12 protein-coding genes are annotated in these 14912 nt (G+C 65.7%); 5 read left to right on the top strand and 7 right to left on the bottom strand.

What is annotated here, in order from left to right:
- The first annotated feature begins 173 nt into the window (after window positions 1-173).
- Window positions 174-1514 carry a hemolysin family protein gene (locus F7R02_RS08440; protein ID WP_078589163.1) on the top strand — a complete coding sequence of 447 codons (1341 nt, stop codon included), beginning with the start codon at window positions 174-176 and terminating at the stop codon, window positions 1512-1514.
- Window positions 1498-2166, top strand: coding sequence for an exopolysaccharide biosynthesis protein (locus F7R02_RS08445; protein ID WP_167520994.1), 669 nt, complete (start codon window positions 1498-1500; stop codon window positions 2164-2166). Before F7R02_RS08440 ends, F7R02_RS08445 begins: the two co-directional genes overlap by 17 nt.
- A 34-nt stretch (window positions 2167-2200) precedes the next feature.
- Here F7R02_RS08445 and F7R02_RS08450 read toward each other — a convergent pair whose 3' ends face one another.
- Window positions 2201-2701, bottom strand: coding sequence for a pyridoxamine 5'-phosphate oxidase family protein (locus F7R02_RS08450; RefSeq protein WP_003481803.1), 501 nt, complete (start codon window positions 2699-2701; stop codon window positions 2201-2203).
- A gap of 60 nt (window positions 2702-2761) precedes the next feature.
- A complete protein-coding gene (locus F7R02_RS08455; RefSeq protein ID WP_005924289.1) occupies window positions 2762-3763 on the bottom strand; it encodes an LLM class flavin-dependent oxidoreductase in 1002 nt (333 codons plus the stop codon).
- A 345-nt stretch (window positions 3764-4108) separates the two neighbouring features.
- Here F7R02_RS08455 and F7R02_RS08460 point away from each other — a divergent pair, with 345 nt between their 5' ends.
- The gene (locus F7R02_RS08460; protein ID WP_078589164.1) at window positions 4109-5533 is read left to right on the top strand and encodes an MFS transporter; all 1425 of its coding nucleotides are present in this window, start codon (window positions 4109-4111) and stop codon (window positions 5531-5533) included.
- A gap of 214 nt (window positions 5534-5747) precedes the next feature.
- Here the strand turns inward: F7R02_RS08460 and F7R02_RS08465 are convergent, their stop codons facing one another.
- Window positions 5748-7469, bottom strand: a complete 1722-nt coding sequence (locus F7R02_RS08465; protein ID WP_078589165.1) for an ATP-binding cassette domain-containing protein — start codon at window positions 7467-7469, stop codon at window positions 5748-5750.
- Between the two features lie 93 nt (window positions 7470-7562).
- On the bottom strand, window positions 7563-8621 hold the full coding sequence (locus F7R02_RS08470) for a phosphoenolpyruvate carboxykinase (ATP) (RefSeq protein ID WP_078589167.1): 1059 nt from the start codon (window positions 8619-8621) through the stop codon (window positions 7563-7565).
- A gap of 131 nt (window positions 8622-8752) precedes the next feature.
- Here F7R02_RS08470 and F7R02_RS08475 point away from each other — a divergent pair, with 131 nt between their 5' ends.
- On the top strand, window positions 8753-10306 hold the full coding sequence (locus F7R02_RS08475) for a B12-binding domain-containing radical SAM protein (RefSeq protein ID WP_139369034.1): 1554 nt from the start codon (window positions 8753-8755) through the stop codon (window positions 10304-10306).
- Window positions 10307-10361: 55 nt separating this feature from the next.
- On the top strand, window positions 10362-11588 hold the full coding sequence (locus F7R02_RS08480; protein WP_003481790.1) for a nucleotidyltransferase family protein: 1227 nt from the start codon (window positions 10362-10364) through the stop codon (window positions 11586-11588).
- A gap of 80 nt (window positions 11589-11668) precedes the next feature.
- Here the strand turns inward: F7R02_RS08480 and F7R02_RS08485 are convergent, their stop codons facing one another.
- The 3 genes from F7R02_RS08485 to F7R02_RS08495 form a co-directional block, all read right to left on the bottom strand.
- Complete coding sequence (locus tag F7R02_RS08485) at window positions 11669-12790, bottom strand: glycosyltransferase family 4 protein (RefSeq protein ID WP_003481789.1); 1122 nt, start codon at window positions 12788-12790, stop codon at window positions 11669-11671.
- On the bottom strand, window positions 12787-13917 hold the full coding sequence (locus tag F7R02_RS08490; protein ID WP_078589168.1) for a glycosyltransferase family 4 protein: 1131 nt from the start codon (window positions 13915-13917) through the stop codon (window positions 12787-12789). The genes F7R02_RS08485 and F7R02_RS08490 overlap by 4 nt, the downstream gene beginning before the upstream one ends.
- A 124-nt stretch (window positions 13918-14041) precedes the next feature.
- Window positions 14042-14740 carry a class I SAM-dependent methyltransferase gene (locus F7R02_RS08495; protein WP_005924265.1) on the bottom strand — a complete coding sequence of 233 codons (699 nt, stop codon included), beginning with the start codon at window positions 14738-14740 and terminating at the stop codon, window positions 14042-14044.
- Between the last annotated feature and the right edge of the window lie 172 nt (window positions 14741-14912).

Consider the following 14912-nt stretch of genomic DNA (forward strand, 5'->3'; position numbering starts at 1 on the left):
ACATCGACATTTCCCGGCTCGAACCACCCTGTGGTTTGCTACCATGCCACCGCGCCCTCGGGCGCACCCTATGGAAGACGACCCTATCCCCCCGTGTTGCCGCCCGGCCCGTGCGCCCGCCGGTAGCCCCAGCGCTCCCCCGCCCTCCCCTTCACTGACCGGGGAAGACGCCCGTGGTTGAGTTTTTGATCGTCATCGCCCTGATCGTGCTGAACGGCTTCTTCGCCATGTCGGAGATGTCGTTGATGACCTCGCGCAAGAGCCGCCTGAAGCAGATGGCCGGTTCCAGCAAGCGCGCCGCGCGGGCCCTGGCCTTGGCCGAAAGCCCGGAAAACTTCCTGTCCACGGTCCAGATCGGCATCACCCTGATCGGCATCCTGACTGGCGTGTTCGGCGGCGAGGCGATCGGCGAAGCCATTGCCAGCTGGCTGCAGAGTGTGTTCCCGGCCCTGGCGGGCACGTTCGAACTGGTCGGCAAGCCGCGCCCGTATTCGGTGGTCATCGGCAGCACCCTGGCGGTGGCGCTGATCACGTTCCTGACGCTGATCTTCGGCGAGCTGGTGCCCAAACGGCTGGCGCTGCGCAATTCCGAAGACATCGCAGGCGTTGTCGCGGTGCCGATGGCCTGGCTGGCCAAGATCGCCGCGCCCGGGGTGTGGGTGCTGGCGCGCTCCACTCGCCTGGTCCTGCGCATGTTGGGCATGGGCAAGGACGAGTCGGCCTCGGTCACCGAAGAAGAGATCCGCATGCTGGTGGCCGAAAGCCACGAGGCCGGGGTGATCGACGCGCACGAGCGCGACATGATGAATCGGGTGATGCGGCTGGGCGATCGTACCGCCGACAGCCTGATGACCCCGCGCAACCGCATCGCCTGGCTGGACGCCAACGCCGAGCCGGAACGCAATCTGCAGATCATGCGCGAGCACGAATTTTCGCGCTACCCGGTATACCGCGGCAGCGACCAGGACATCGCCGGCGTACTGGAAGTCAAATCGCTGGTCACGCGCATGGACGGCCACGGCGCGCACCTGTTCCAGGCGCTGCGCGACACCTTGTTCGTATCCGAATCCACGCACGCGATGAAGCTGCTGGAAATCTTTCGCGAAGAACAGCAGTCGATGGCGCTGGTTGTCGACGAATACGGCGAAATCCGTGGCTTGGTGACCATCAGCGACCTGATGGGCGCGGTGGTCGGCCGTCTGCAGGCGGTGGAAAATACCGACGAAGACGCGTTGGTGGTCACGCGCGCGGACGGTTCGCTGCTGATCGATGGATCGCTGCCGGTGGAAGAATTGCGCGAAGTGCTCGGTGCCGAATTGCCCGACGCCGACGAAGGCGACTACCACACGCTTGCGGGCCTGTGCATTTACTATTTCGGGCGCATTCCACAGGCCGGCGAATTCTTCGATTGGGCCGGCTGGCGCATCGAGATCGTCGACCTGGACGGTGCGCGCGTGGACAAGTTGCTGCTGAGCCGGGTGGGCGACGAGGACAGCGATGGCATCGTCGGGTGACGGCAGTGCGCCGCGCGATGATGCCAACGAGCAGATGCGCTACCGCAACGAAGGCATCCGCAGCTTGCTGGCAGCCTTCAGCGAAGGTGATCCGGACCAGGTGTTGCGCGTTCGCGAGATCCTGGCCGACCTGCAGCAAAGCGCCTTCGGCGTGTTCCTGTTTCTTGCGATACTGCCCTCGTTCATTCCGATTCCCGGCGTCGCCGGTGGCATCAGCGGGCCACTGACGATACTGATCGGGCTGCAGATGATGTGCTGCCTGCGCAAGCCGTGGGTACCGCGCTTCATCGGCGAACGCGGGCCGCGCCGTCGGACCAGTCAGCGCTTCGTGGCCAAACTGGGACCGACGCTGCAACGCCTGGATCGCCTGCTCAAACCGCGGTTGCACGGCATGCTGGATGGGATGCCGGCGCAACTACTCACCGGCTTGCTATTGGTGTTGGTCGGCATCTTGCTGACGCTGCCGATCCCCTTCACCAACTATATTTTCGGCTTGATCCTGCTGCTGTTCGCGCTGGCCCTGCTCGAGCGCGACGGCGCGCTGATGCTGGTGGGCTGGGCAGCTGCGCTGATCTCGGTGGCCGTGTTCGGCGTCACCTCCGACCAGCTGGTGGATCTGATTCGCGATTGGTGGCCGGACGCCTGGCGCTGAGCGCAGCGCGTCCGGCGCGTCGCTTGCGACGCGGTTACTTCAGATCGACCACGCGGTTGTCCGACAGGCTGCCGGTATCGTCGGTGACCGCCGTCATCACGAAATACAGCGCCTTGCCGAGCAACCCGCTGGGGCCGTCCCAGTATTCGGCCGATTCGGCACGCACGTGGATCAAACGCAGGTTCGCATCGTCCTTGCCGGCCGGGAAAAACACCTTCATCGCCGGCGACCACAGCTCGTCGATCTTGGCCCGGTCGTGGACCACGCGTGCAGTGCCGGCCACCGAGACATAGGTGTTCTTCGACGCCGACGCATAAGCCACGTTGACGCGCGGATCGGCGGCGATTTCTGCTACTTTCGGGCTGTCGGCGGCGGTGGCGAACCACAGGTCGCCATCGAACTCGACTTCCTGCGTCCCCAGCGGGCGGCTCACCAATTTGCCGTCGGCCGAGACGGTGGTGAACATCGCGATGTCCACCCCGCGAATCAATTCGGCCAACTGCTTGATGCTCTCGCTGCGTTCTTGAAATTGCATGCTGGTTTTCCTGATGGATGTGCACGCATCACAGCGGATCGCTGCGCAAAGCGACGTGAATCACACCAAGGTCACGTCCAGCTCGCGGCACGCGGCAGCGGCGATTTCGAAGGAGCGCAGACGCGCGGCGTGGTCGTAGATGTTGGCGGTGAACAACAGCTCGTCGGGCGTGTGGCGCTCGATGAATTCGGCCACGCCGCGCGCAATCTGCTCGGCATCGCCGAGCACCGTGCAGGCCAGTGCACGCTCCACCCCGACACGCTCATGCGGTTGCCAGAAGCTGTCGATATCGTCGATGGGCGGCGGGATCTTGCCCGGCTTGCCGCGACGCAGATTGACGAAGCTTTGCTGCTGGGTAGTGAACAGACGCCGTGCCTGCGCTTGCGTCTCGGCCGCCACCACATTCAGGGCCAGCATCACGTGCGGCTTGGCGAGCTGTGCGGACGGGCGGAATTCGCGGCGATAGATCGCCACCGCTTCGTCCATCGCGTCCGGCGCGAAATGCGAGGCGAACGCGAACGACAAGCCCATCGCGGCGGCAAGGCGTGCGCTGAACAGGCTCGATCCCAACAGCCACACCGGCACCTCCAGCCCGGCGCCGGGCACAGCCTGTACCAGCTGCCCCGGCACCGCCGGCGCGAAATAGCGCATCAATTCGGCCACGTCCTGCGGAAAGTGATCGGCGCTGTCGAAATAGCGGCGCAATGCGCGGGCGGTGGGCTGATCGGTGCCCGGCGCGCGGCCCAGGCCCAGGTCGATACGCTGCGGATAGAGCGATGCCAGCGTGCCGAATTGTTCGGCCACCTGCAGCGGCGCGTGGTTGGGCAACATGATGCCGCCGGCACCCACGCGAATGGTCTTGGTGCCGCCGGCGACGTGACCGATCAGCACGGCGGTGGCAGCGCTGGCGATGCCTGGCATGTTGTGGTGTTCGGCCAGCCAGTAGCGCTGATAGCCCCAACGCTCGGCGTGCTGGGCCAGATCGAGCATGTTGGCGAAGGCGTGGGTGGTGTCGCTGCCTTCGCAGACCGGCGCCAGGTCGAGCACGGAAATGGGGGTCATCGGATGACTCCGGGAAGAGTGATGTGCCAGAGATGGGGCTGGCCCGGCGGCATTGCCAGCGGCGTGTTGGGTGCCGTGAAGGATTACAGCATTCCAGCAGTCGGACAACGCATTGGGCGTACGGGCCGTCCGACTCGCGATATCCGTATTGTTGCGCTTGCTGTTGGCGAGGCGGTGCGGTTGCGGCTGCGGTGAAGAGCGCTGGTCCTTGCTCAGTTGGGCGCACCTTGAATGCCCAGTGTCCGCTCATCACAGACGAACGCATCGACCGCGCGACGAAGCGTGCCCGCTGCGGCATCTGGACGCTGGCTATAATGACGCGGTCCCGTCTGCCCCTGTCTTCCCATGTCTCCGAGTGCTTCAGCGCGCCCCGAACAGCCCTCGTCTTCTGCGCAGATCGCCGCCCGGATCGATCGGTTGCCAGCCAGCGCCACACTGTGGCGGTTGGTGGGGTTGCTGGCGCTGGGCGGGTTCTTCGAGTTGTACGACCTGTTCCAGACCGCATACATCAGCCCCGGGCTGATTGGCGACGGCATTTTTGCCAACGGCGCCGACGGCGCGTTCGGCATGTCCGATCAAGCCGCATTTGCGGCGGCCACCTTCCTTGGGTTGTTTGTCGGCGCCGCGCTATTGAGCCCGTTTGCCGACCGGTTCGGGCGTCGCCCGGTGTTTACCTTCGCCTTGATCTGGTACACCGCTGCGACCGTGGCGATGGGTCTGCAGAGCACTGCCAGCGGTGTGATCGTGCTGCGCTTTGTGGTCGGCATCGGGTTGGGAATCGAACTGGTCACCATCGATACGTATCTATCCGAACTGGTACCGCGGCACATGCGCAGTGCGGCGTTTGCATTTGCATTTTTCGTGCAATTTCTGGCGGTACCGACGGTCGCGCTGACCGCATGGATGTTGGTGCCGTCTGCGCCGCTGGGGGTGAGCGGCTGGCGCTGGGTGGTGTTGCTCAGCGGCGCGTTTGCGCTGGCGATCTGGTGGCTGCGCAGCCGCTTGCCGGAATCGGCGCGCTGGCTGGCCGCGCACGGCCGGCACGCAGAAGCCGATGCCGTGCTGACCGAACTGGAGGCGCGCTGCACGCGCGATGTGAGTGCGCCATTGCCCGCGCCGCAGGCGGCCACAGCCACGCAGGCCAGCGTGATGCTGAGCGCGCCGCTGTGGCGTGCGCCGTATCGCGGGCGCATCGGCATGTTGGTGGTCTTCCATGTGTTTCAGGCGATCGGCTTCTTCGGCTTCGGTAACTGGTTGCCTGCGCTGATCTCGGCGCAGGGCACCGGAGCCGGGGTGACCAAGAGCCTGGCGTATTCGTTTGCGATCTCGTTGGCCTACCCGCTGGCGCCATTGCTGTTGCTGCGTTTTGCGCAGCGCTGGGAAAACAAATGGCAGATCACCGCGTCGGCGCTGGGCGCTGTTCTGTTCGGTGGGCTGTTCGCGGTGCAGCATCACGCCGTCGGCATGGTGCTGTGCGGGGCGATGGTCGCGTTCTGCAACGCGTGGATGAGCTTTGCCTATCACGGCTATCAAGCGGAGCTGTTCCCGACCGGCTTACGTGCACGTGCAGTGGGCTTTTGCTATTCCTTCAGTCGCCTCTCCACGGCAGTGAGCAGCGTGCTGATCGGCTGGTTGCTGACGCAGGTTGGCAGCCATGGCGTGCTGGCCTTCATCGCGCTCAGCATGTCGATCGTGGCGAGCGTGATTGCGGTGTTCGGCCCACGCACGCGCAATCGTGCACTGGAAGACATTGCAAGTGAGTACGGATGATGAAACGCCTGCGGAAGGCCAGGCGTGTAAGCCATCGTGCTGCGTGTGGTTTAGCGCACGTCGGTGCGTGCCCGACAACGGTCTCGGTTCTGTCAGCGATAGCGGATCAATGATCAGCCGGCGGATCTGATCCGCCACCTCTCTATCGCCACAGGCCGCTGCACCGCCCCCGCCCCTGGTTTGATCCCCCGACCGGTTGCCAGCCGATGACGCGTCATCGCGCGCCGAGCTTCGCCGCCAGTTCCGCCGTGCCGGCATGCCCCGGTTCAAGAGGTGCGCTGCCCAGTGTCACCGTGCGGTCTGCCACCGCGGCCAGGCTAGTGCGATGCGACACCACGACCAGCGCGCTCTGCGGTAGGCGCGCGCGCAGGGTGCTCAGCACCCGATGTTCGGCATCGGCATCCAGGGCGCTGGTTGCTTCATCCAGGACGGCCAGCGTCGGCCGACGCAGCAATACCTGCGCCAGCAGCAAGCGTTGCAACTCGCCGCCGGACAGGCGCCCGCCCTGCGCATGAATCGGCGTGTCCAGACCTTGCGCATCGCGCTGCAGCCGTGCACACATGCCGACATCTACAAGCGCCTCCCACATGCGAGCGTCAGAGGCACCCGGCAACGCCCACTGCAGGCATTCGCGCACTGTGTGCTGCCACGGCCGCACGCCCTGACCGATGTAGGCGCTGTGCCGCACCAGATGTCGATATGCCGAGAATGTCAGCCGACGTCCGCCCATGTGCGCCACGAACTGCGCCGGCGGCGCCTGACCGGAGAGCACATCCATCAGACTGCTCTTGCCCACGCCGGAGGCACCGACCACCAGGGTCATCTGACCTGGCACCAGCAATATCGATTCGATCGCGAGTTGGGGTAGCGGCAGCGCCAGCCCGATGTGTTCGATATGCAGCGCAGCCGGCAATGGTTCGGCCATTTCTTCCGGAACGTGCACACGCGTAGCGCCCAGGTCGACATAGCGGCGCCACAGCTGCAGCGCCGGCCACGCCGAACGCAATTGCTGAATGCTCTGCCGCGTGGTGACCAGGTACGGCAACAGACGGCCGAGCAACAGACTGACGGCGATCAGGGCAGCACGATCGCCCCCCTGCCATCGATTGGCCAGTACCAGGATGCCGGCGATGGCGACCACCGCGATGAGTTCCAGCAGCAGGCGGCTGCCGGCAACCAGTGCTTGCTGCTGCGCATACCCGTGCCCCAGTCGCGCCGAAATGCGCTCGTAACGGTGGGTTTCGAGATCTTCGCGCTGAAACGAGCGTACGTGGCGCAAACGACGCGGGAAATCTTCGCTCAGCCAGAACAGCCGCGTCATGTCCGCCACATACGCGCGGCTGATGCGTGCGTGTGCGTGACTGCTGGAAAAGCGCAGGCCCAACCATGCCAGCACCGCCAGCAATGGGGTGGTGATCAACAGCCCAGGTGCGATCAGCCCCGCGATGCACACGCTCACCAGCGCAGTGATGGCCGCGACCAGCAGCTGCAGCACGGCGCTGAAGCCTTGCGTGGCGATCTCGATGTTATACGTGAGCACGTTGGCGATTTCTGCCGAGCTGGCCCCGGACAAGGCCGGCAATGGCGCATCGATCAACGCCGCATGCACGCGTCCGCGCAGACCGATGGCATAGCGGCTGGTCAGCTGCGCGGCCAGCCGTGCGCTCTGCCAGCGCAGCGCGGCAAACAGCAGGCTCACTGCAATGAACACGCCCGCCTGCATCGCCAGCCCGCCCGGCAAGGCCAGACGATAGCCCGCCAGTTGCACGCTGTGGCCTGGTTGCACCAGCGGCAGCAGGCACACCGCCACCACGCTGCCGGCCAACGCGGCAGCCAGCGATAACCCGACGTAAAGTGCAATCGTCGGCATGTCTGTCGGCACCAGAGTGCTCGCGAACCGGTGCAATGCAGCGCGCATGCGCTGGCCGGTTGTCATCGCCGGCCGCTCATCCGTGCGCAACATGCAGGCGCCAGCGCGCGACGAGGGTCTGCGGGCCGGTGGCGTTCCAGGACGCTTGCATACAACCACTCATTGCAACAGCTGCAGCAGCGCATCCACCGAGGCCTGCGGCTGCCTGCCACGGTGCAAGGTGAACATGCCGATGCGCTGCACCTGTTCGACAAAGCGCTGCCAGCCGGGCTGGCCGGCCGCGTACGGTTGATCCTGGGCCAGGCAGGCGGCGATTTGCTCGCCAGGCACCGCGACCAGGTGCGGTGCCGATGCGATGGCCGGCGACCTGGACACCATCACGACCGCACGCAACTGCATGGGCTTGGGTGCGAGATGCGCGTGGCGATGGCGGAGATCGACCTCGAATTTTTCCACGCCGCTGCGGCGCCGGATCACCGGCGATGCGCTGATCCACGCACGCGTGGGCGCGTCGACCAGGCCCAGCGCTTCGGCACGCAGGTGCAGGAAATTGGCCACGCCGGTGGTGAGCAGGCTATTGGGCGCCACAAAGACACCGTCTTCGGCGACAAAGTCCAGGCCATGCAACAGGCTGTGCAAGGCAACGGTCGATTTGCCCGCACCGCTAGCGCCAAGCAGTAACACGCTGCGTCCGCGTCGACCCACACACGCGCCATGCAGCGGCACCAGCCCAAGGCCCCGCGCAGCCAGCAGGAACACGGCGAATTCGATCAGTTCGTAACGCACGTGATACGCGTGGGCAAGCATGTCCTCGGATACCACCAGCATCGCGCGGCGCTGCGGCACCGACAGCATCAGGTAATTGCAGGCATCCATGATGCCGCACAGCAGGCCGCCGCTGGCGTGCGTACGCACAGGTGGCGGCTCTGCATCGGTGCGGCCCGGCGCACGCGGCAGCAGGTCCAGCGTGACATGAAATTCCGGAGCGCCCGGCAACCGATGCGCGGGCAACCCAGCGTAGGCGGCATCGACAAGCGCCAGCAGTGCTTGGCTATCGCTCTGGAAATGGAACAGCGCACCGAGAATCTGCCGGCGCACGCCCCAGCACCGCGGGCGATGCTCGCCGAACGGATCTGCCGCCACTGCGGCCCCTGTTGCGATGGCGGCGGAGCCATCGCTCAGCGGCGTGTCTTCCACCCATGCAGCCGACTGCGGCATGCCTTCATCCGATGCGCTGAATCAGCCGATGTGTGCTGCTTTTTTTCAGAAAGGTTGCATCGCCCAAGCCGTGTCCGCATGCGACGCGGCGCAACCAAAGCCGCCTGCATGCACACCTACTGCCGAGCCGAATGCCGGTGTCTGCGCACGCCGCTGCTGCGCCCACCTGGCGAGAGAACGAGAGCCTTGTGCAGATGGTAAAGATCCAGGTCAGTCATTCGTATTTCCTGCGTTACGACCCCAAGCAATGGGAGCGCGGCAAGCCCTATCCACCGTTGGCGACGCTGCAGGTCGCAGCGCTGCTGCGCGAACGTGGGCATGCAGTGAGCCTGTTCGATGCGATGCTGGCCGACGATGTGGAGGACTACACCGCTGCACTGTGCGCTGCGCAGCCGGCTCTGGTGGTGTTCTACGAAGACAACTTCAACTTCCTCACCAAGATGTGCCTGAGCCGGATGCGCGAGGCCGCCTGCCGCATGATCGGGCAGGCCCGCGCCGCCGGCTGCCGCGTGCTGGTGGCCGGCTCGGATGCCTCCGACAATCCGGATGCATTCCTGGCCGCAGGCGCGCATGCGGTGTTGATCGGCGAAGGCATCGCCCCGTTGATCTCTTTGCTCGAGCGCATCGAAGCGAAGCCGGACGTCACCACCGAACACTGGCTGTCAGGGGTTGCGCAAATCGCCACCAGCCAGCCTGCGGCGATACGCGTACATCCCGGCGCGCAACCACCGGACGCACGCCTGAGCGGCCTGCCGGCATGGGACCTGGTCGACATGCCGCGCTACCGGCGCTTCTGGCAACAACGGCATGGCCATTTCAGCTTGAACATGGCCGCCTCGCGCGGTTGCCCGTTCCGTTGCAACTGGTGCGCCAAGCCGATCTGGGGCAATCACTACAAGCGTCGTGGCGCCGAAGAGGTGGCCGCAGAAATGATTCACCTCAAACGCAGGTATCGGCCCGACCATATCTGGATGGCCGACGACATCTTCGGCTTTCATATCGATTGGGTGGAGACCTTTGCGCAGCAATTGCGCGATGCCGACGGCGCGGTTCCATTCAGCATCCAGACCCGCGCCGACCTTGCCAGCGAACGCATGGCCGCAGCGCTGGCGCGCGCCGGTTGCGTGGAGGCCTGGATCGGTGCGGAAAGCGGCAGCCAGCGCATTCTCGACAAGATGACCAAGGGCACCCAGGTCGGCGAGGTCATCGCCGCGCGTGAGCGCCTGGGAACGCAGGGCATTCGCGTGGGCTTCTTCATCCAGCTGGGCTATCTGGGCGAGGAACTCGAGGACATCCTGGCCACGCGCGCACTGGTGACGCAGGCCAATCCGGACATCATCGGTGTCAGTGTGTCGTATCCACTGCCCGGCACCAAGTTCTACGAAGAAGTGAAGACTCAGCTGGGCAGCAAGACGCATTGGCAGGATAGCGACGACCTGGCGATGATGTTCCGTGGCGCGTACGACTCCGGGTTCTATCGCGCCGTCCGCGATCTGCTGCACACGCAGGTCGATCTGCAACAGGCGCGTGCTGCGATGACAGCCGATGCGTTCGCGCAGGCATCGGACCAACTGGAAGCACGCTGGTCTGCCTTGATCGCCAGTGAAACCCAGCACCGCAGCGAGCCGATGCCCCCCAGTGCTGCGCGTCAGCCACGGCAACTGAGCGCCGTCCTGGTGGGCTAGCGCTCGCTCGTTCCCACACCGTCCCTTCGACACCTTGCCTGACCGGACCACGCGCATGCAGCCTTCCCTTCGCACCATCAAGCACCGCCTGCAGACGGCGACCGAACGGCTGGCTCTGGAGCTGGCCCAGCCGGGCGATGCATTGCCGCAGTGGGACCGGCTGCAGTGGCAGCTGGCGGCAGCGGCGGCGGCCGCGCACGGCGTTTCGCCATTGTTGCAGCGCCGCTCGTTGTGGAAGAACGCCGAATGGAATGCCTTCCTGAGCGAACAGCGCAACCATGTCGAAGACCGCCATCGGCGTATCGCGCTGCTGCTGACACGCATCGATGCCGCTGCGCGCAGTGCCGGCGTCGCGCTGGTGGGATTGAAAGGGACCGCATTGCATCGGCTGGGGGTGTATCTGCCTGGCGACCGACCAATGGCCGATATCGATTTGCTGGTGGAACCCGACGACGCACCTGCAGCGGCGGCGCTGTTGTGCGAACTGGGCTATGTCGCGTCCTTCGAGCAGTGGAAGCATCAGGTATTCAAGCCGCAGCAGGGCGAGGCAGTGGCCGGGCTGGGCGAACACCGCGATGCGCCGATCAATATCGAGCTACACACGCGCATCCAGGAACGTCTGCCAGTGAGCAGCGTGGAGATCACTGCACGAATCCGGCCAGAGCGCCCGCAACCGGGCTTGAACCCTTATCCATCGATCGGCGCGTTGATGTGTCATTTGCTGCTGCATGCGGCCGGCGGCATCTGCCACCGCACCATTCGCCTGATGCATCTGCATGATCTTGCCTTGCTGGCAACGCGCATGGGCCCGCGCGATTGGGAGCAATTGTGGGAAGACAGCGCCATGCCCCCATGGTGGGCGTTGCCGCCACTGCTGTTGCTGCAGCGCTATTACCGCGCACTGGTGCCGCCTGCCGTGATGGCGCGCCTGCAGGCTGACTGTCCTGCGCTGCTGCGCATGCGTGCAGCCCGGCAAACGCTCACCGCCGCATCGTGCTCGAACCTGTGGCTGTCGGCGCTGCCTGGCATCGAATGGTCGCGCTCGTTGGGCGAAGCGCGGCGGTATCTGCACAGCCGTGTGGTGCCTTCGGCAGAAAGCCGCAAGGAGCGCGCGGACATGCTGCAGACACAGTTATGGCTGCAGGATCAGCCGTGGGTGCGCCACACCCAGGCGCGCCGCCTGGTGACGCGCCTGACCAGACCGGTGCCGCGCACGGACATGTTGTACGTGGTGCGTGCGGCACTGGACGGCTATCTGCAGCCGGCGCGAGCCAGCACGTGAGGGTTCCGCAGGCGCCACCGGCAGCCTTCAAACGGTGAGTGCAAGGGCGCTGCGAACAACTCGCTGCGTTGCCACGCGCGTCAGCGCACTCGGCGCATTGGTCGCTGATCGCACAACTGGCGATACGACTGCTCGAACAGGCGCGTGGTCAGTGCAGCATCTTCGCGGACGGCGCGGCACTGCGCCGCCCAGGCAAGACGCAAGCGCAGTTCGTCGTCGCCGAGGACCTGGCGGATGGCCTCTGCCATTCCGGCCCAGTCGCCCGGCGGCACCGCCAATGCGCAGACGGGGGCCCACTCGACCAGATGCCCGACCGCAGTTCCCACCGTAGGAACCCCTGCAACGGCAGCTTCCAGCAGCACGAGCGGCCCGGCTTCGTGCAGCGAGGACAGCACCAGCAGATCGGCCGACAGCATGATCGGCCGCAACTCGCGCTGGGTCTTGAAGCCGAGAAAACGTACCTGTCGCTGCAAGCCGAGCTGCTGCACCAGGCGCTGCATGGCACCGCCCAGTGTGTCGACGCCCACCATGTCCAGGGTGAAGGCAACGCCGGCGCGCTTGAGTGCGCCCATTGCCTGCAACAAGGTGGTCTGATCCTTGACCGGATTAAGGCTTGCCACATGCAGCAGGCGCGCGGTCGGCCCGGTGCGGGCGCGCGGCGCTGCAGGCGGCCAGGCGCGCAGATCCACGCCTAGCGGCACGCGTTGCGCAGCGATGCCCAGCGCCTGCAGCGAATCGATAATGGGCGCGCTGGCAGCCGTTACCTGATCGGCAAGCCGCAGGATCACCGCCTCGCGCAAACGCCCGCGCCATTTGCGGCGGCCGCCATAATCGATGCGATGCAAGGCGACCAGCTCGCCGCCGGCGATATGCACCATGCTGGGACGGCGCAACAGCGTGGCGGCGATCACCGCGATCAAACTGCAATAGCCGGAAAAAATCGCCTGAATCACAGCGAACGGTGCGCGTCTGTGCTCATCGCAGATGGCGGCGATGGCGCGCAGCCGCGTGCGACGCGCGCCGATGTTATGCACCGTGGCACCGCGCAGGCGCCAGATGCCTGGTTGCGGCTCTTGATGCAGCACGAACACGTGCACGTCATGGTTGCGTGCCAGCCACTCGATCAAGGTCAGGAATACCGGAATCACCCGCACTTCCCCGCTACGATCCACACCACCCGGCACCACCAATGCCAGCTTCATGCGGTGCGCTCCGGCGGGGTCGTGCGTAGTTGCGTATACGCCTGCGCCCAGCGCCGGCCCACTGCGGCAAACGACAGGCGCGCCTCGAAATGGGCACGCACCTGTGCACGCGAGGGACGTTGCCGGCTGACGCGCAACAACAGTTCCGACAGTGCCGATGCATCGCCAATCGGCCATAACTCGCCCACTGCGCCGTCATCGCTGAGCGCACGAAACGACGGAATGGCCGTCAGCAGCGGCAGGCACCCGCAGGCATAGGCTTCCAGTGCGGCATAACCGCAACTTTCTGCATGGCTGGCAGAAACGAAGACGTCCGCCGCACGCAGCAGCTCCTGCACGTGTGCGTGCCCGACCTTGCCGAGCAAGTGCACGCATCTGGCCAGCTGCGGGTCGGCGCGCAGGCGCTGCTGCACCTGCGCCAGCAGTGGCGCCTGGTCGAACACGCACCATAACCGCAGACCGGGCAACAGACGCGCAGCGGTGGCCACCGCATCGAGTACACAGAGCGGGTCCTTGGCTGGACTGAAATGGCCGATCCACACCACACAGGGGTCGCCGTGCACGCGGGTCTGCTCGCGCGCCTGCAATCGGTCGCCAAGGGTAAAGCGGCTGCTGGATTCGGGGATGGCAAACAGCTGCGTGCTGCGGCGAAACAGGCGCGCGCACACGAACGGCTGCGCCAGTTCCAGCGAGGTGAACGCGATGCCGGCTGCCGCAGCGTAGCGTGCGCGCCACAGGCTTCTGGCCCACCAGCGTGGCGGCCGGTTGGCATGATCCTGCAGCAGGATCGGCAGCTGCGGCAGCAGGCGCGCCAGACGCCGCGCATCGCCAGCGAATTCCAGACCATGCACATGCAGCACATCGGCATCGATCTCGTGCAGCAAGACGGCAAGCGTCCGGGCGCGGACTGCGCTGCCACGCTGGTGCAGATCGGCGAAGCGATAGTCCACACCCTGGCGGCGCAGTCGGGTATTCAAGGCGGAGGCCTGGATCACCGATACCTGCACGCCAGCACTGGCGACAGCTTCGGCGATATCTGCCAACGTTGGCCAATGCGCGAATACCTGCTCCACGTTCAGGCCATCGGGCGTGGGAACCAGATTCAGGTGTGCGACGTGCAGGTTCATAGGGCCGGCAGCCCCTGGATGGCGATCGACGCAACGTCGTTGCCGTGTGCCGCTGCGACCGCAGCGTGCCACTGATCGGCAGCGCCCAACGCACAGACAGCCACTGCGGTGTGCAAGATCTTGCTCACGCGATCCGTCGCAGCCGTAGCACCAGCGCGACCGGCACCTGCAACGCCATCTGGTCGAAACGCGCCCCGGCCGGGATATCCGCAGGGTCCAGCATCGGCTCGGACACGGCTTGGATCGCGAACCCGAGTGCGGTGCATGCCGAATGCCAGTGGCTATAGAGATGCTGGGTGTGGCGGACCGCGTAGTGCTGCCCATCGGCCTTGAAGTCGCGCCGCCAGCCCAATGCGTGGCCGATCGGGTGGACGTCGCTGCACAGCACGATGCCGCCGACGCGGGTGACGCGATGCAGTTCTTCCAGCGCCGGCCACAGCTGTTGCAGGTGCCCCAGCACCAGACCGCACACGCTCAGGTCGGCCACCGTATCGGCCAACGGCAACTGATCCAGGCTGCCTTGTTGCAAAACGATGCGTGCGGCCGGCCAGTCCTGTGCGAGCTCGGCACCGGCACGGTGCAGCATCTGCGGCGACAGGTCGACACCGGTCACTTGCCGGGCGCCACGGCGCAGTGCGTGCAGCATGTAGCGGCCGCTGCCGCAGCCGGCGTCCAGCACGTGTTGGCCCTGCAGGCTGGACGGCATCAATGCGAGCATGGCGCGCTCTTCGGCCAGCATCACCGGGTTGTGCGCATGCGGTGGATACGCCTGCGCCCACAGTGCGTACGCAGCAGCGGGCTCGAGCACCGGCACTGCGCTCACGAAAGCGCTCGGTTGGCAGCCAGCGCATGGGTCACCTGCGCGGTGGCCTGCGCCGGCTGCTCCCGCGCCAAACGCTTAGAGCGTGTTATGCACGTTGAGATGAGATGCGTTGGGCGCCGGCGGTACGGAGCGGGTGCTGCGTGGCGCCGGCGTGGCTGGCGCCAAGGCAAGC

Origin of the sequence: Xanthomonas cissicola (genome assembly GCF_008801575.1) — a bacterium.
GTDB lineage: Bacteria > Pseudomonadota > Gammaproteobacteria > Xanthomonadales > Xanthomonadaceae > Xanthomonas > Xanthomonas cissicola.